This is a genomic window from Shewanella sp. BJSY2023SW005 (genome assembly GCF_047314585.1).
GTDB classification, from domain to species: Bacteria; Pseudomonadota; Gammaproteobacteria; order Enterobacterales; family Shewanellaceae; genus Shewanella; species Shewanella algae.
Window position 1 is genome coordinate 177367 of sequence record NZ_JBKORJ010000020.1, and the last position, 17001, is coordinate 194367.

At 53.3% G+C, this 17001-nt stretch carries 16 protein-coding genes and 1 tRNA gene; 9 read left to right on the forward strand and 8 right to left on the reverse strand.

Annotated features, from left to right (window positions below):
* Positions 1–90 precede the first annotated feature (90 nt).
* Genes ACMHXI_RS05090 through ACMHXI_RS05115 form a run of 6 tightly spaced genes read left to right on the forward strand, consistent with a single transcriptional unit; the run spans position 91 to position 6472 of the window.
* The gene (locus ACMHXI_RS05090; RefSeq protein ID WP_101058795.1) at positions 91–2697 is read left to right on the forward strand and encodes a DNA translocase FtsK; all 2607 of its coding nucleotides are present in this window, start codon (positions 91–93) and stop codon (positions 2695–2697) included.
* Between the two features lie 18 nt (positions 2698–2715).
* Entirely contained in the window at positions 2716–3330 is a 615-nt protein-coding gene (gene lolA, locus ACMHXI_RS05095) for an outer membrane lipoprotein chaperone LolA (RefSeq protein WP_101058794.1), read from the forward strand.
* 2 nt (positions 3331–3332) lie between these two features.
* Positions 3333–4664: a replication-associated recombination protein A gene (locus ACMHXI_RS05100; RefSeq protein WP_071238144.1), complete on the forward strand. Its 1332-nt coding sequence runs from the start codon at positions 3333–3335 to the stop codon at positions 4662–4664.
* Entirely contained in the window at positions 4657–5031 is a 375-nt protein-coding gene (gene crcB, locus ACMHXI_RS05105) for a fluoride efflux transporter CrcB (RefSeq protein WP_025009735.1), read from the forward strand. The genes ACMHXI_RS05100 and crcB overlap by 8 nt, the downstream gene beginning before the upstream one ends.
* A gap of 18 nt (positions 5032–5049) precedes the next feature.
* A complete protein-coding gene (gene serS / locus ACMHXI_RS05110; protein ID WP_045282768.1) occupies positions 5050–6336 on the forward strand; it encodes a serine--tRNA ligase in 1287 nt (428 codons plus the stop codon).
* Between the two features lie 13 nt (positions 6337–6349).
* Positions 6350–6472, forward strand: a complete 123-nt coding sequence (locus ACMHXI_RS05115) for a hypothetical protein (RefSeq protein ID WP_025009737.1) — start codon at positions 6350–6352, stop codon at positions 6470–6472.
* 61 nt (positions 6473–6533) lie between these two features.
* Here ACMHXI_RS05115 and ACMHXI_RS05120 read toward each other — a convergent pair whose 3' ends face one another.
* The 6 genes from ACMHXI_RS05120 to punR form a co-directional block, all read right to left on the reverse strand.
* Positions 6534–6872: a TusE/DsrC/DsvC family sulfur relay protein gene (locus ACMHXI_RS05120; protein ID WP_025009738.1), complete on the reverse strand. Its 339-nt coding sequence runs from the start codon at positions 6870–6872 to the stop codon at positions 6534–6536.
* A complete protein-coding gene (gene tusB / locus ACMHXI_RS05125; RefSeq protein ID WP_025009739.1) occupies positions 6866–7147 on the reverse strand; it encodes a sulfurtransferase complex subunit TusB in 282 nt (93 codons plus the stop codon). The genes ACMHXI_RS05120 and tusB overlap by 7 nt, the downstream gene beginning before the upstream one ends.
* Positions 7147–7503: a sulfurtransferase complex subunit TusC gene (gene tusC, locus ACMHXI_RS05130; protein ID WP_025009740.1), complete on the reverse strand. Its 357-nt coding sequence runs from the start codon at positions 7501–7503 to the stop codon at positions 7147–7149. The genes tusB and tusC overlap by 1 nt, the downstream gene beginning before the upstream one ends.
* The gene (gene tusD, locus ACMHXI_RS05135) at positions 7503–7892 is read right to left on the reverse strand and encodes a sulfurtransferase complex subunit TusD (protein ID WP_071238146.1); all 390 of its coding nucleotides are present in this window, start codon (positions 7890–7892) and stop codon (positions 7503–7505) included. Before tusD ends, tusC begins: the two co-directional genes overlap by 1 nt.
* 58 nt (positions 7893–7950) lie before the next feature.
* A complete protein-coding gene (locus tag ACMHXI_RS05140; RefSeq protein WP_025009742.1) occupies positions 7951–8610 on the reverse strand; it encodes a Bax inhibitor-1/YccA family protein in 660 nt (219 codons plus the stop codon).
* A gap of 146 nt (positions 8611–8756) precedes the next feature.
* Complete coding sequence (punR, locus tag ACMHXI_RS05145) at positions 8757–9659, reverse strand: DNA-binding transcriptional activator PunR (protein ID WP_028779875.1); 903 nt, start codon at positions 9657–9659, stop codon at positions 8757–8759.
* 176 nt (positions 9660–9835) lie between these two features.
* Between punR and punC the strand changes: the two genes are divergently transcribed.
* The 3 genes from punC to ACMHXI_RS05160 all read left to right on the forward strand — a co-directional run bounded on the left by punC (position 9836) and on the right by ACMHXI_RS05160 (position 13329).
* Positions 9836–11029, forward strand: a complete 1194-nt coding sequence (punC, locus tag ACMHXI_RS05150) for a purine nucleoside transporter PunC (protein ID WP_243888098.1) — start codon at positions 9836–9838, stop codon at positions 11027–11029.
* 81 nt (positions 11030–11110) lie between these two features.
* Positions 11111–11201, forward strand: a tRNA-Ser gene (locus tag ACMHXI_RS05155).
* Between the two features lie 451 nt (positions 11202–11652).
* Positions 11653–13329, forward strand: a complete 1677-nt coding sequence (locus tag ACMHXI_RS05160; protein ID WP_413734210.1) for an Hsp70 family protein — start codon at positions 11653–11655, stop codon at positions 13327–13329.
* Here ACMHXI_RS05160 and ACMHXI_RS05165 read toward each other — a convergent pair.
* Positions 13323–16238 (reverse strand): hypothetical protein, encoded by a 2916-nt coding sequence (locus tag ACMHXI_RS05165; RefSeq protein WP_413734212.1) that lies wholly within the window; start codon positions 16236–16238, stop codon positions 13323–13325. The two genes, ACMHXI_RS05160 and ACMHXI_RS05165, sit on opposite strands and share 7 nt — an antisense overlap.
* 5 nt (positions 16239–16243) lie before the next feature.
* Positions 16244–16984 carry a DUF1266 domain-containing protein gene (locus tag ACMHXI_RS05170; protein ID WP_117200699.1) on the reverse strand — a complete coding sequence of 247 codons (741 nt, stop codon included), beginning with the start codon at positions 16982–16984 and terminating at the stop codon, positions 16244–16246.
* Positions 16985–17001 lie beyond the last annotated feature (17 nt).

Consider the following 17001-nt stretch of genomic DNA (forward strand, 5'->3'; position numbering starts at 1 on the left):
AGAGGCTTTCGAAGGCTTATTCGCTGCACATTCAGGTTGATTCTGGTATCTTAAATCCATCTGTTTTTCGTTTGCTTATGGAAATCGCATTTGTCTCAGGGAAATAGCGTCAGAACCCTCAGCGGCCTGCAACGTCTGCTGGAAGGGGGGCTTATTCTGTGCTGCATGGTCGCCATCTATATATTGTTGGCGCTTGGCAGCTTTCATCCCGGTGATCCGGGCTGGAGTCAGTCTAACTATCAAGGGGAGATCGAAAATGTCACCGGTGCCGTAGGTGCCTGGCTGGCCGATGTCCTGTTCTATTTCTTTGGCTATACCGCCTATCTTATTCCGATCATCATTGCCGGAACCGGTTGGTTGATCTTCAGGCGTGCCCACAGACTGCTGGAAGTGGATTACTTCTCGGTCGGCTTGCGCCTGATTGGCTTTCTATTGATGGTGCTGAGCCTTGCTGCCTTGGCCAGTATGAATGCCGGCGATATCTATGAATTTTCGGCCGGTGGTGTGGCCGGGGATGTAATAGCTCAGGCTATGCTGCCTTACTTCAACCAGTTGGGTACCACACTGCTGCTGCTTTGCTTTGTCGGCGCGGGTTTTACCCTGCTGACGGGAATAAGCTGGCTTACCATAGTCGAGCTCACCGGCTTGGCAACTATCTGGTGTTTTCGCAAGCTCAAGCAGTTGCCTGCACGTCTGTCAGGCCCGAAAGAAACCGAAGATACCCGCGGTTTTATGTCTGTAGTGGACAAGTTCCGTCGCGAGCGCGATGAAGTTGAACCGGAAGAAGTGCTCGAGGAGGATGACGATGAAGAGGTTATTGAAGCCCCCGTTAAGAAACCCGGGCTGCTGAGTCGTTTCCGTAAAAAGGATAAGCAAGTTCAAGAGAGTGAAGCGGCGATTGCCGATGACAAAGCCGACATAGAGCCTAAGCGTCAGGGCAGGGTAGAGCCGGTGCTTTCTGCAGGTGTTGCCGGAAGTGAGACTGCCAAGGCTGCGGGCATTTCTCCGGACAATGCCGAAGACACGCCACCTTGGCAAGATGAAGCAGAAGGAAGCGAGACTATCGACTTTGATAAGCGGGTCTCAACCGGTGCCATCAGCCATAAAGAGCGGCAATTGAAGGCCCAGAAGGCCAGAGTCGAAAACGGCATTATCATTTTGCCCGGTGAAGAGGGTGCTGCAAAGGAGAGTAAGCAACCCATGGATCCTTTGCCGAGTATCTCACTGCTGGATGTGCCCAACCGCAAGAAGAACCCTATCAGTGAAGAAGAGCTGGATCAGGTAGCGCGTTTGGTGGAAAGCAAACTTGCAGACTTCAACATTACCGCGCAAGTGGTTGGTGTCTATCCAGGTCCTGTGATTACCCGCTTTGAGCTGGACTTGGCCCCTGGGGTCAAGGCTTCAAAAATCTCTAACCTATCCAAAGATTTGGCGCGTTCGCTGCTGGCAGAAAGCGTGCGGGTGGTTGAGGTTATTCCGGGTAAGGCCTATGTGGGGCTGGAACTGCCCAACAAGTTCCGCGAAACCGTATTTATGCGTGATGTGCTCGACTGCCAGGCGTTCAAGGACAGTAAATCCAATCTCACTATGGTGCTGGGACAGGACATTGCGGGTGATCCGGTCGTGGTGGATTTGGCCAAGATGCCTCACCTTTTGGTGGCAGGTACCACAGGCTCGGGTAAGTCGGTTGGGGTCAACGTGATGATCACCAGTCTGCTGTATAAGTCCGGCCCTGAAGATGTGCGCTTTATTATGATAGATCCCAAGATGCTGGAGCTTTCTGTCTATGAAGGTATTCCGCACCTCTTGTGTGAAGTGGTCACGGATATGAAAGAGGCCGCCAATGCACTGCGTTGGTGTGTCGGTGAGATGGAGCGACGTTACAAACTGATGTCGGCGCTCGGGGTACGTAACCTCAAGGGCTTCAATGCCAAAATCGCCGAGGCCAAGGCTGCCGGCGAGCCGATTTACGATCCTATGTGGAAGTCCAATGAAAGCATGGAAGATACGGCACCTGAGCTCGACAAGTTGCCCTCTATCGTCGTTGTCGTGGACGAATTTGCCGACATGATGATGATAGTCGGCAAGAAGGTGGAAGAGCTGATTGCCCGTATCGCCCAGAAAGCCCGCGCCGCCGGTATTCACCTTATTCTGGCAACCCAGCGCCCGTCTGTGGATGTGATAACAGGCCTTATCAAGGCCAACATCCCCACTCGAATCGCTTTCCAGGTTTCTTCCCGTATCGATTCGCGCACCATTTTGGATCAGCAGGGCGCCGAAACCTTGCTGGGGATGGGCGATATGCTCTATCTGCCCCCTGGTACCGGCGTGCCTAACCGGGTTCACGGCGCCTTTGTGGACGATCACGAAGTGCATGCCGTGGTTGCCGATTGGCATGCCCGCGGTAAGCCTCAGTATATTGATGAAATACTGCAGGGTGCCAGCGACGGCGAGCAGGTGTTACTGCCCGGTGAAGCACCTGAAGGCGGCGATGAAGAGCTGGATGCGCTCTACGATGAAGCCGTTGCTTTTGTTACCGAAACCCGCCGCGGCTCTATCTCCAGTGTGCAGCGCAAGTTCAAGATAGGCTATAACCGCGCCGCCCGCATCATAGAGCAGATGGAGCTTCAAGGGGTGGTCAGTGCCCAGGGGCATAATGGTAACCGCGAAGTATTGGCTCCACCACCGCCAAGATAAGACAGATTTGAGGTATAGATGAATAAAAGCATTATGTTTCTTGCTCTGGCCGTCAGCCTACCTGTAATGGCCGATGATGCCGGTGTGCTCAGAGAAAAACTGGATGCCATCGCCGGCTTGAAAGCCGACTTCCAACAGCAAGTCACAGATATCAATGGCAAGCTTATTCAGCAAGGCAGTGGCGAGCTCGCCTTGGCGCAGCCGAATCAGTTTTACTGGCATCTGCAGCAGCCGGATGAATCTGTGATAGTCGCAGATGGCAAAGACGTTTGGATTTATAACCCGTTCGCCGAGGAAGTGAGCGTACTGGCGCTGGAAAATGCCATTGCCGCTTCGCCCATGACGCTTTTGGTGCGCCGCGACGAGGCCAGTTGGGCTCGCTATAACATCACTCTGGACAAAGAGTGTTTCCAGATAGCGCCCAAGACTGAAGAGGCCGGAGTACAACAGGTCAGCGTCTGTTTCAACGATAACACTTTGACCCAACTGGCACTGAAAGACACTCAGGGTAATCTCAGTCAGTTCAAACTGAGTGGACAAAAGCCGCTGACAGATAGCGACAAGAGATTGTTCCAATTTGAGGTTCCCGAAGGCGTTTCCATTGACGATCAGCGCCCGGGGCAGGAAGGTTAACCTTGTCCAGCCTGAGCTTTGATTTTGCCCCCGACTTTCGGCCCCTGGCGGCAAGAATGCGCCCGGCGACGCTGGAGCAGTACGTCGGTCAGCAACATCTGTTGGGACCTGGGCAACCGCTGAGACTGGCATTGGAGGCCGGCAAGGCCCATTCCATGATGTTCTGGGGGCCGCCGGGTACCGGCAAGACTACGCTGGCAGAGCTGGTTGCTCATTATGCCAACGCCCACGTGGAGCGAATATCTGCGGTCACATCCGGGGTGAAAGAGATCCGCTCGGCGATAGAACACGCCAAAAACGTGGCGCAATCGCGCGGCCAGCGCACCTTGCTGTTTGTCGATGAGGTACACAGATTCAACAAGAGCCAGCAGGATGCCTTTCTGCCTTTTATTGAAGATGGCACAGTAATTTTTATCGGCGCCACCACAGAAAACCCTTCGTTTGAAATCAATAACGCTTTGCTCTCCAGAGTGCGGGTATATCTGATTAAGCGTCTCGATGAAGCCGAGATTGCTACCATAGTGACCCAGGCCCTCGCTGATGAAGAGCGTGGCCTAGGCAAACGCCGGTTGCAGATGCCACCTGAGCTGATGGCCAAGTTGGCGACTCTCGCCGATGGCGATGCCCGCAAGGTTCTCAACCTGGTAGAGCTGATGAGTGACATGCTGCCGGATGGCGGTAGTTTTACCGAAGCCATGCTGGTGCAGGTGGCCGGTGAGCAGTTGGCGGGGTTCGATAAGAATGGCGATCAGTACTACGACCTGATCTCAGCCGTGCACAAATCGATTCGCGGCTCGGCGCCGGATGCGGCGCTCTATTGGTTTTGTCGCATGCTGGAAGGGGGCTGCGATCCTCTGTATGTCGCAAGACGCCTGCTGGCGATAGCTTCTGAAGATGTGGGGAATGCCGATCCTACCGCGATGACCGTTGCTCTCAACGCTTGGGACTGTTTCCACCGGGTCGGCCCGGCAGAGGGCGAGCGCGCCATAGCGCAGGCGATTGTTTATCTGGCCTCGGCGCCCAAGAGCAATGCGGTGTATACAGCCTTTAAAGCGGCCAGACAACTGGCTCGGGAAACCGGCCAGCAGCCTGTGCCCATGCACTTGAGAAACGCGCCGACCGAGCTGATGAAATCCATCGGCGCCGGAGAAGGCTATCGTTATGCTCATGATGAGGCCAATGCCTACGCCGCCGGCGAATGTTATTTCCCCGAAGCCTTGGCCGATAGCCGTTTTTATTATCCGACCGAGCGGGGGTTTGAGAAACGGATCCGCGATAAGTTGGCGCAGCTTTGCCAACTCGACAGCCAAAGTGAGAACAAAAGGTATGATTAATCTGACTGTTGTCGCCCTTGGTGGTGCAACCGGCGCAGTTTTGCGCTACCTGATATCGATATTTGTGCTCCAGCTATTTGGCAGTGGTTTTCCTTTTGGTACACTGGCTGTTAATGTACTTGGCTCATTTCTGATGGGGATGATCTATGCACTGGGGGAACTCAGTCATATCAGCCCTGAGATCAAGGCGCTGGTCGGTGTCGGATTTCTTGGTGCACTGACAACCTTCTCAACTTTCTCAAATGAAACCTTACTGCTGATACAGGGAGGTGAGTTGCTAAAGGCATTTCTGAATGTGGCGTTGAACCTGGGACTGTGCCTGGCCATGGTTTACCTGGGACAACAGCTGATTTTTTCACGTGTATAACTGATAAGACAAGTAGACATGTTAGATCCAAAATATCTGCGTAATGAACTCGCAACAACTGCGGAGCGTTTGGCGACCCGCGGTTTTATCCTTGATGTAGACAGGCTGACCAAGCTGGAAGAAAAGCGCAAGTCGCTGCAGGTGGAAACCGAAGAGCTGCAGGCCAGTCGCAATGCCATCTCCAAGTCCATAGGTCAAGCCAAGTCCCGCGGTGAGGACGTTGCCCCTATCATGGCGCAGGTAGGTGATCTCGGCAGCCAGTTGGACAGCAAAAAACAAGAGCTGAGTGCACTGCTTCAAGAGCTGGACGCTATTGCCATGAGCATTCCCAACTTGCCGGATGAATCTGCTCCCGTGGGCGCAGACGAAAACGACAACGTGGAAATCCGCCGCTGGGGCACGCCAAGAGAGTTTGACTTTCCGGTAAGAGATCATGTTGATCTCGGTGAACAGCTCAAAGGACTGGATTTCAAGAGTGCCGTAAAAGTAACGGGTTCACGCTTTATCTTTATGCAGGGCCAAATTGCCCGTATGCACCGCGCTCTGGCGCAGTTCATGCTGGATTTGCATACCCAGGAGCACGGCTACACGGAATGCTATGTGCCTTTACTGGTCAACGAAGCCAGCCTCAAGGGCACAGGCCAACTGCCCAAGTTTGGTGAAGATCTGTTTCACACCAAACCGGCCACAGAGGAAGGTCAGGGGCTTAGCCTGATACCAACCGCAGAAGTGCCGCTGACCAACCTGGCCCGCGATACCATACTGGATGAAGCCGAGCTGCCAATCAAGTTGACCGCTCACACACCATGCTTCCGCAGTGAAGCCGGCTCTTACGGTAAAGATACCCGCGGCCTTATACGCCAACACCAGTTTGACAAGGTCGAAATGGTGCAGTTGGTGAAGCCGGAAGATTCGGAAGCTGCATTGGAAGAGTTGGTCAGTCACGCTGAAAATGTACTGAAGAAGCTGGGGCTGCCGCACAGAACTATCGTCCTGTGTACCGGTGATATGGGCTTTGGTGCCGCCAAGACCTACGACGTTGAAGTCTGGGTTCCGGCTCAAAATACTTACCGTGAGATCTCTTCCTGCTCTAACGTGCGTGACTTCCAGGCGCGGCGCATGCAGGCCCGTTATCGCTCCAAAGACGACAACAAGCCCAAGCTTATCCACACTCTGAATGGCTCAGGGCTGGCGGTTGGTCGTACTCTGGTAGCCATTTTGGAAAACTACCAAAATGCCGATGGCAGTGTCACAGTACCTGAAGCCCTGCGCAGCTATATGGGTGGCATTGAAAAAATAGGTTGATGGGTGAGGTCATATGGATAAAGGTCAGCGCTACCTGCGCTGGCTTGCCTACGTGGCCGTCATCGCAGTTTTTTCTGCCCTGTTTTTAGCCACGCTCGGCAAGGCAGCCATGCTGGTATATGAGAATTTAAAATAGTTATTCAAATAGTAAAAAGCCCCGAGAACCGGGGCTTTTTTGTGTGCAGAATCGAGTCGCTTTAAATACACTTGGCCGGCTTGGGCAGCCCGGCAATCTTGGTTGCCTGCTTGGCTGGCCCCATCGGGAACAGGGTGTAGAGGTACTTGGAGTTACCTTTCTCCGGCCCCAGTGCCTGGCCGATAGCCTTGACCAATACCCGAATAGCCGGGCTGGTCTTATATTCAAGATAAAAGTTACGCACAAAGTTAACCACTTCCCAGTGGGCATCGGTCAGCTCTATCTCTTCGCCTGCGGCGATGACAGGCGCCAGCTCGGGCGTCCAATCGGAAACCTGCTTCAAGTACCCTTGAGGATCGGTCGCTATCTGCTTGTCATTGAATTGAATGAAATCTACCACGAAATAACCTTTGTATGAGCCAATGTCAGCGCTACCAGCGCCGGATAATCCAACTGTTCATAATTACCAAGAAAGTCCTCGAGCCCGCGGGCTTTGACGTCATCGGCCACCAGCACCACTTTAAAGGGGGACAGTGCCATGGCCCATTGACGTTTCAGCAGGGCGCTTACTGCATCGCCTGCCAGCAGAAACACGTCTGTCTTGCCGGCATATCTCAGTGCGCAGGACAGCGCAGTGTCGCGCGCCGCCGATGTTTGTATTTGGTGTAATATCATCAGAAAACCATGACCTCATCGGCATCCAGCAGGGCCTGGCGGATCTGCTCGTTATCACAAATGGTGGCAGGAATAACCAGTTCGGTGCGGCCAAGTCCCAGCTCCTGCAACGATTGTTTGCAGACCAGTACCGTCTCTATGTCATAGAGGGGCAGCGCACCCAAGGTGGCGATATAGTCCTTGCAACCGATAAGCTCAGGTTGCTGCTGCTTCAGCAGCGTAAGCACGCCTTCATCGGTAAATATCAGGCTCACCTCTTGCTCGAAACTGGCGCTCAGCAGCGCCAGATCCAGGCCTTCGCGGCCGGAAGCCGACCCATGCGGTGCTCGGCGAAAAATAATGGCTAATTTCTTCATTAAAAACTCACCAGACGATCACTCTTTTCAAGCCCGGTGACCAACTCGCCAAGCCCCCCCATGGTAAATCCAGCGGCGAGATTGGCACTCGCTTTGGCGTTATCCTTGGCATCCTGTGCTGAAAGCACACCGCGGCGCAGGGCGGCAGAGACGCAATTCACTAGATTAAGCTGCCACTCCTTTGCCAGCTGCTGCCAGGCGGCAGTTAAGTCCAATTCGTCGGACGCCGGCGCGCATAGCGCATTGGACTGGCTCACCCCATCCTGATAAAAGAATACACAGCGAATCTCATGGCCCGCTTGCAGCGCAGCCCGGGTATATTTGAGTGCATGGAAGCCAGCCGCCGGGCCGTAGACACTGCCATTCACCATAATAATAAGTTTGCTCATACCAAAAAAAATGACCCTGAATTAGGGCCATTTTAACCTATTTTCCATCCCGAGGGGATCAGTCATCACCACCGGCACCCATCAGGTGCAGCAGGCTGATAAACAGGTTGAGAAAATCCAGGTACAAAGCAATGGTAGCGCGAATATAGTTGGTCTCACCACCATTGACGATACGGCTGGTATCAAACAGGATAAAACCTGTCATCAGCAGGGCGATACCCGCATTGACTGCCATAAATACCGCGCCGTTACCGACAAAGATATTGATCACCGCAGCGGCAATGACGACCACCAGACCGGCAATCAAAAAACCACGCATAAAGGAAAAATCTTTCTTGGTGGTCACGGCATAGGCCGACAGGGCGACGAAGATGGCTGATGTCAGACCAAAGGCCTGAATAATCAGCTCAGGGCCGTTACTCATACCGGCGTAATGATTGAGGATATAACCCAGAGACGCGCCTTCCATACCGGTAAAGGCAAATACCCAAAAGATCCCGGCGGCAGACTCCGCTTTTCTCAGGGTGACGAACAGCAACACCAAGCCACCGATGGAAAGTCCCAGTGACATCATGGGGCCTATCCCCATCGCCATGGCGATGGCGGCACATACGGCTGAAAACCCTATGGTCATTGCCAGCAGCATGTAGGTGTTTCTGAGCATTTTGTTCACTTCCATAGTGGAAGTTTGGCTCGAATAAAGGGTTTGCTGAGTCATTTGCTTCTCCGAAGGTTGACTGACATAGCCCGGGTTGGCGACCCGACTAGTTTCCATGTTAGAGCAGTTTAAACCGTATATGGTTCCGCTGCAGGTTTCCTGTTATAGATTGTGCCATTAAACACTGAATCTTTTATGAATTAAAGTCAGGCGAGCCACTCTCTGTGCAGTTTTTCGGTATCGCCCAGATAATCCAGTACCCATTTGAGCGCCGGCGACATCTTGTTGGCATTCCACGCCAGGCAGCAGGAGCTTGCAGCCAGAGGAGTGGCCAGCTGTTTTTCCACCAGGGCACCGGCGCGAATAAAGGGGCTGGCCAGGTGTACCGGCATATAACCTATCCCCAAGCCTTCACGGAAGCAGTTGATGGCGCGGATCCAATCCGGCACCACCAAGCGGCGCTGATTGTCCAGTAACCAGGTGTGGCGCTTGGGGATCTCTCTTGAAGTATCGTCCAGGCAAATAGAAGGGAAGGGCCTGAGCTCTTCATCTTCCAGTGGCCGGTCGATAGCGGCCAAAGGGTGGGACTTGCTCACCAGAAATGCCCACTCGATATCGCCCATGTCTCTGTGATGGTAGGCGCCGCCGACCGGAATGGCAGTGGTGGCGCCAATGGCAACATCGCTGCGACCGGTAGACAAGGCTTCCCAGACGCCGTTGAACACCTCAATACGGATGATCAGCTCCACATCGGTGAAGTGACGATAGAAGTCGGCAATCAACACACTGATCCTGTCTGCCCTGACGATATTGTCCAAAGCGATGGATAACGTCGGCTGCCAACCATTGGCCACCCGCTGGGTTTCCCGTTTCAGGTCGTCCAGTTGCTTGAGCATAATCCTGGCTTCCTTGACAAAGTGAGCCCCGGCGGGCGTCAAACTGACGCTGCGGTGATGACGCTCAAACAGCACGACTCCCAGTTCTTCTTCAATCTGCTTAATGGCATAACTCACGGCGGAGGGCACCTTGTGCAACTTGTTGGCTGCGGCGGTGAAACTGCCAAGGTGAGAAACAATATCGATAAGTTGCAACGATTGTTCAGAAAGCATGGCGATTCCTTGCTGTGAGATTATTTGAAAGCATAGGTCAAAAATAAACGTTTCACCTCGATTGAGCAAGGCTTTAGACTGCTCCGGCATTCATATTACTTTTGTCTTAAGTTGTAATCAGGTTGTATATGACTCTTAAATATTTCATGTTTTTATGCTATCTCGCGCTCCTGAGCATGTTGGCTTTCATCGCGACCGACATGTATCTCCCAGCATTCAAAGCAATTGAAGGCTCGCTTGGCGCCAGCTCATCTCAGGTGGCCATGTCCTTGACCTCTTTCCTGGCCGGATTGGGCTTGGGGCAACTGCTTTACGGCCCTCTGGTGCAGCGTTTCGGTAAACGTAATTCACTGCTAGGTGGCTTGGCGCTGTTTGCCCTGGCGACAGTCAGTATAGGTTTCAGTGACAATATCATCATGCTCAACTGTGCCCGTTTCTTCCAGGCGATTGGCGTTTGCAGTGCTGCCGTCATTTGGCAGGCTTTGGTGGTAGAGCAGTATGATGCCAAAGATTCGCAGCGCATCTTCTCCAACATCATGCCCTTGGTGGCCTTGTCACCGGCCTTGGCGCCTATTCTCGGCGCCAAGGTGCTTAAGTATATGGGCTGGGAAGCGATTTTTTTCATTTTGGCGGCGACGGCAACGGCATTGATGGCGCTGACTATGGTGTTGGTGAAGCCGGCAAATGAAGGCGCTTCCAAAGCTGAAGAAAAAGTGGCCTACAAGACCTTTTTCAACAACACAGGTTATTTGGGCAATGTGCTCATCTATGGTGCTTGCTCAGGCGCTTTCTTTGCCTATCTGACACTCTGGCCGATAGTGATGGAACAGCACGGTTATGAAGCAGACGCCATAGGTTTAAGCTTTATTCCGCAAACCATCATGTTTATTGTCGGTGGCTATGCCAGTAAGTTGCTTATCCGCAGGGTAGGCAGTGAGATGACGCTTAAACTGTTGCTGGCCCTGTTTGGTTTGTGTGTGTTGGCGATTGCCTTGGCGACTTTGGTATTCAAGGCGCAAACCATCTATCCATTGCTTATTGCATTTTCTGTGCTGGCCGCGGCCAATGGTGCCATTTATCCGATAGTGGTTAACAGTGCGCTGCAACATTTCAGTCAGTGCGCCTCCAAAGCGGCCGGGCTGCAAAACTTTTTACAGATCACCTTGGCATTCGGGGCATCAAGCCTGGTTGCTGTGTGGGCCACGGCCGGGGAAACTGCTATTGCCTGGGGGATCCTGGGTTGTAGTGTGCTGGTATTTGCTGGCTATAAACTGCGTCAGTTTGCCGGCTGGTCGCAGGTGAGGGCTGGTTTTACCAAGCCGGATCCCGCTCGTTTGGCGCTGCATGCAGAGGAAACGCCCAAAGACTGAGTGCAGATTGAGCAAATAGACAAGGCCGTGACATTTTCTGCTTTACAGTCTCATATCCTCGCTATAGTATTTGCAGCGTTCGGAGGGGTGGCAGAGTGGTTGAATGCACCGGTCTTGAAAACCGGCATGGGTTTATAGCCCATCCAGGGTTCAAATCCCTGCTCCTCCGCCATATTCAGAGAAGCCCGCTTGTGCAAACAGGCGGGCTTTTTCGTATCTTAGCTTTGATGATTGCTATTAGCCTGGTATCGGTTAGCGGATTGCCGGGTTTATAGCGCCGTCATGCAGGGTTCAAATCCCTGCTCCTTTGCCATATTCAAAGAGAACAGCTTTTGTAAACTGGCAGGCCTTTTCATGTCTGCTCTCCATATCTATTCAAGTTGGTCGTATTCATAAGACCGTTAGGCTTATCGCAGTTATCAGCCTTATATCTTGGTTTCCCCCAAAGAACTCTATTGGTATTACCCTGGTTGTCTGCATTTGGGACAGGTGGATAAATAATCCTTCGACTTTGTTGGTTTTTCAGCATTTAACTTGTTGCTTTGTCGAACTTTAGGCATAGTGTGGGCGCTGGAAATTCCCCCGGCGAAGATGGATAAGCAGGAAAAGGAAGGAGTTAGGTGATGGATAAGCCTGAAGTACCCGCAATCGGCATAGATTTGGGCACCACCAACAGCGCCATTGCGCTTTGGCGCGACGGTAAGGTGCAGATGATCCCCAATGCCCTGGGAGAGGATTTAACCCCGTCGGTCGTCAGTATCGATGAGGATATGCACCTATTGGTTGGTCGTCCGGCCGCCGAACGTTTAATGACTCATCCACGCAATACTGCCGCCATATTCAAACGTTTTTTGGGCAGTGAGAAACGCTATCGCCTCGGGGGTCAGGAGTTCAGCCCCACTGAGCTTTGCGCCATCATACTCAGTACCCTCAAGGCCGATGCCGAAGCCTATCTTGGGCACGCCATTAAGCAAGTGGTGATTTCTGTACCGGCTTACTTCAATGATCAGCAGCGCAAACAAGTGCATACGGCTGCGGAGCTGGCCGAGCTGGAAGCGGTACGCCTTATCAATGAACCCACAGCCGCCGCCATGGCTTACAGCTTACACGAGTCCCATAGCCGACGTTTCCTGGTGTTTGATATAGGTGGTGGTACCTTCGATGTCACCATTGTCGAGTTCCAGGATGGCATCATAGAAGTTCGCGCTTCGGCCGGTGATAACCGTCTCGGTGGTGAAGACTTCACTCAGGATCTGCTCGATGGCGTGTTGCAAAAGCTACAGCTGGAGCGTGAAAGCCAATCTCTCAAGTACCTCAGTCAGCTCTATTACGCCTGTGAAAATGCCAAGCGTCACAGTAATGGCCAGGGAACCCGGGTCTGTTTGAGTGGCGAGCAGGATATCAACCTCGAGTTCGACGGCCATGAGCTGGAAAAGATTTGGCAACAGACGCTGAACCGGCTGCGAAAACCGCTGAGCCAGGCACTTGCCGACGCCAGATTACAACCCGAAGAGATAGATGAACTCATTTTGGTGGGTGGTGCCAGCCGTCAGCATCATGTAAAGCAGGTCGCTACCAGGTTACTGGGCCGCTTTGGCCGCCAGGAGCTGGATCCCGATCGGGTGGTGGCCATGGGCGCAGCCATTCAGGCCGCCTGTCGTTTGCGCGATGAAGCGGTAGAGGAGCTGATCCTCACCGATGTTTGTCCCTTCAGCCTGGGGATCCGGGTAGAGAGCAATGGCCAGTCCGGGGTGTTCAGTCCTATCATAGAACGCAACACTGTGGTGCCGGTATCGCTGGAGCAACGCTATTACGCCGGTCATGAAGAGCAGAGCCAGGTGTGTATCGCCATCTATCAGGGAGAGAGCCTTTGGGTTGCCAATAATCTGCACATTGAGGATCTCGATATCGATATTCCAACCGGACAAGGGTTGCAGTCGGTGGATGTCAGATTCAGCTACGATATCAACGGCATGCTTGAAGTGGATGTCACCATCACCAGCACAGGAGAGGTACACCAGAAAGTGATAGATCGCAGCCCGACCGGGGTATCGGAAGACGATAGACAAGCCAGCAGGCAAAGGCTTGCCAGATTGAAAGTGCATCCCCGCGAGCAATTACCCAACCTCAACCTGACGGAAAAGCTACATCGCATGTATGAGGAATGCCTGGGAGGCGAGCGGCGTCAGATAGAGCACTGGTTGCTGAGTTTTGAACAGGCTCTGGCCTCCCAGGATGAACACTATATTCGTGATGTGCGCCAGGCAATTCAAAATGCACTGGCGCACTGGGATCAATAAACAATTTCCTCCAGGGTAATTCTTCTGGGTTCTTTAAAACTCTTCGGCCAGCCGTGACGCATTGAAGACGCGGCTTGTGTGCCTGCGGCCGCCAGCAGGTGGCCAAGAAGCAGTGGCAGCGCCCACCAGAAGCTGTTACCCACCAAGGCCAACACTATGGCAAAGGTGCTCCACACCCCATAGTTGCGGGCGCCTTTAGATGTCTGGCGGGTACTGCAGATCCTGAATACCATAAACAGGTTAAAGGCCAGAAACACCAAGAGTTTTCCTTTATGAGCCTCGAGTTGCTGCACTATGGACATGGGGTCGAGCAGTGAAGTTGCATTGTCGGGATAAATAGGGAATACGAAAAAACCGTGCAGTGCCACCAGCAGTGCCCAGACAAAAAGGCGCTTGCCGCTGTGCAGATTAAAGCGTTGCGGCGCTTTCTCTCGGTCGTCACTGATGACCTGGTTGAGCTTATCTTCCAGCAGTTGGCACAATAGCTTGGCGTTGTTTTGCCTGTCACCGGCAAGCTTGGGTTGCGACTTGTGAAAGTCCTCTACCAAGGTGCCATTAAACCCTGAACGTGAGATGTCATTGGCCAGCAAGGCTATGCAGTAACAGGCCGGATAGACATAGTCTTTGGCTTCTTTTTTCGCCGCACAGGCATCAATGGCTTCCGGATGAATGCCCCGTTCCCAATCATCATTCAGCAGACCATAGGCCAGGGTATTGTCGTCGTAGTAATACTCTTCGAAATTGATATTTTGCTCTTTCAGCTGCCCCTGAAGCTTCTCCAGTTGTGGCGTGGTGACATAGCGCCAGCTATTAGTGGCGTTGGGGTGATATCTCAGTGCCGCCCAGAGTATCAGGGTATTGTGTATATCGTCAGTGGTTTCAACCCTGCGATTGATCAAGGCCCCCAGTGCCGTCAGTTGCTCGGCATCAATCTGTTGCCAGAGCTCTTCATCGCTTAAGCTTGATTGCGCCAAGCGCTCAACCTGGTTGCGCAGCTCTATGCAAAACACAAACTGCTTGGGCCAACGCATGACGGCTTCGGCAATCAGCGGCGAGATGCTTTGCGGATCCGCACACATCTGCCAAGCCAAGGCAAAGGGAGTGTCCTTGATTGACTGCGGCAACTGCGTCAGTGAAAGTGCCTGACGCATCGCCAAGCGATGGCTGATTTTGCTCCATGGCAATGAATAGTAGAACTCTGCCCACTCAAGGGCGATATCCGCTTGAGAACTTTGCTCCTTGGCGGCTTGCTCGCCGTTTTCAGCGTCCGATGAATGCTCAAATGCCGACAGCAATGGCTGACGTACCCCCTCACGTTGCCAGATCAGCATGCCAAACAGACTGGGATCTTCCGTCAGCAGTGACAGCCATTCTTCGGCTTCGGATCTTTGACACAAGGCCTGTAGCCAGCTATCCGGCAGCAGGGGATGGCGCTGGCCAACTTGCAGCCACTCCTCGGGCGTGGGTTGGCTGAAGGCCTGGGCATCGGGCGCAGGCATAGTAAACCAGTTGGGCTGGCCATAACCTGCCGCCAGTGCTTCAAACACGGCATGCTTGGGTCTATTGGCGAGGATCTCTGTTGCAATGTCGCAAAGTAATTCGCCGAGATAATGCCAACCGGCTTCAACGCGATCGCAAGCCGGCAATTGAGCGAACTGTTCAATCTGTTGCCAACTGCCCAGCTGACATGCCCAGAACAATCTCGCCAACGCGCCTTCATAACCGGGCAAGGACTTCAGCGGCAATATGGTGTGGGGCATAGCGCCTTCGTTGAATACAGTCTTGTACAGCAGTTGCTCGATGAAATCCGTCTCTTGGGGTTCATCAAACCAGCACTCTTCAAAGGCGGCCGATATTCGCCAGTTCCCGCCTTGCTGACAGGCCAATGCCTTAAACCAAAGTGCCAAACGCGGCGTGCTCGGCAGATACCAGTTTTCCAGATGTTCGGCCAATAGCTGAGGCAGCTCGGCTTGCTTGAGCTCATCGGCGAGTTTGAGTGCTAAGGATTCCTTACCGCAGCGGCGGCTGATCTCGGCCAGCAGCACCAAATCTTCGCCCCAGAGTTCGCCTTGCTGCAACACAAAGTCACATAACTCAAGCAACTGTTCCACGGGCCAATTCAGGTTTAATGCCCTGATAACCCTGAGTTGGACAATCGCAAGCGCAGGGTGCAGCACGCCGCAGACATGATCGCTAAAGAACAACATGCGGATTTGGGGGAAATCACAGTCAAGCAGTGCATTTTGCAATGGTTGGTAGTAGCTTTGGATGCCGATTTGAGTCGCATTATCCTGCGTCGCCAACCAGTCCAGCGGCGCAGGGCTCGGCCGCGAAATCCACCAATCGAAAAAAGCCGCCCTTTGTTGCTGCGCCTTATCGCCCCGCTCGAGTGAGCTCCACTCCAGTGCATGCCACAAATGACTGATAATTTGTCCGGGCAGCCAGCGCCAATTGAGTATCTCCGCCTGAACCCACTGCGACAGCTGGGCTTGGCAGGAAAGAGAGCTTTGGCCGACACGCTCGGCCCACTGATTCCAGTGTTCATTGTCAAAGCGCAGGCGCTCATTGCCCAACATGCTCATCAGCTGCTGGAACAGACTCTCCGGGGTTCCAACCTGGGCTTTGGCAGCTGTTTGCTGGGCCCGGTAGCTGTAATCTTGCGGCTTAGACTCCTGTTGCGGCAATGGTTGTGCTTTGGCCGCTGCGGGCGAGGGCGTATTCAGCTCCAGCGGTTTGGGCTGGGTTGCCGGGTGGGCCGCAGCCAAGGCTTGTTCGTAGGCGCTGCGCAGTGCTCTGAAGCCTTCCGGGTTATCCTCCGGGTGACAGTCGCGGAGCTGGGTGCGGTAAGCCTGCTTGATGGCTGCTTCATCTTGGGTGGCGGTGATACCGAGTATTTGCCAGATATCCATGGCGACTAATCCTGTGTTTGGTTGAGAAGATCGAGCAGGCTTTGCGGGGCGCTAAGTTGCGGCAATTCCATGTCCCAGTCGCATTGATGAATGGGGTTATCCTTGTCACTGATAGCACGGCGATAGTCTATCCGTTGTCGTCTGGCTATCCAGCCATTGAGTAATGCCTCTGCGGCCTCTTCTGTGTCCGGCTCATTGATTAAAAACATCCATATCGCACGCCCGGCAAACCAGGCTTGGGTATATTGCTCCCAAGAGCGGTAAAAATAGCGGCTCTTGGCTGCGATAAAGCTGTGGAGAAAATCGAACTCTTCCTGGCTGACCCAACCCAAGCGCAATCCTTCCCGGGTGAGATAAGAGGCGCGCCCGAAATCATAGGCACGGGTGCCGCCGAGGCCGAGGATGGAATAAGTTGCGGCGACATAGCGCATTTCGGCCTGCCTACGCGGGGATTGCTCTAAATCAATAAGATATCGCCAGTTCAAGCTGGTACCACAGGCATATTGACTGTAATCACTGGCCAGATAATGACCATGGGTGCCGTCGTTAACCAGACTGGCAATCTGCTGATGAAGGGATAATCTATCGGTAATACCCCAGTCTTCTTCCAGTGTATTGGGTTCTTCGAGCCCGGCATGCAGGGAAGTAGGGTTAAGATAACCTCTGGCCTGGGTTTGGAAACTGATCTGTGGCGAGGTGAGTGTAAGCCACCAGATCTGATGGAGAGACAACGTATTGGTGGACATTCCAGCTCCTTGGTTTT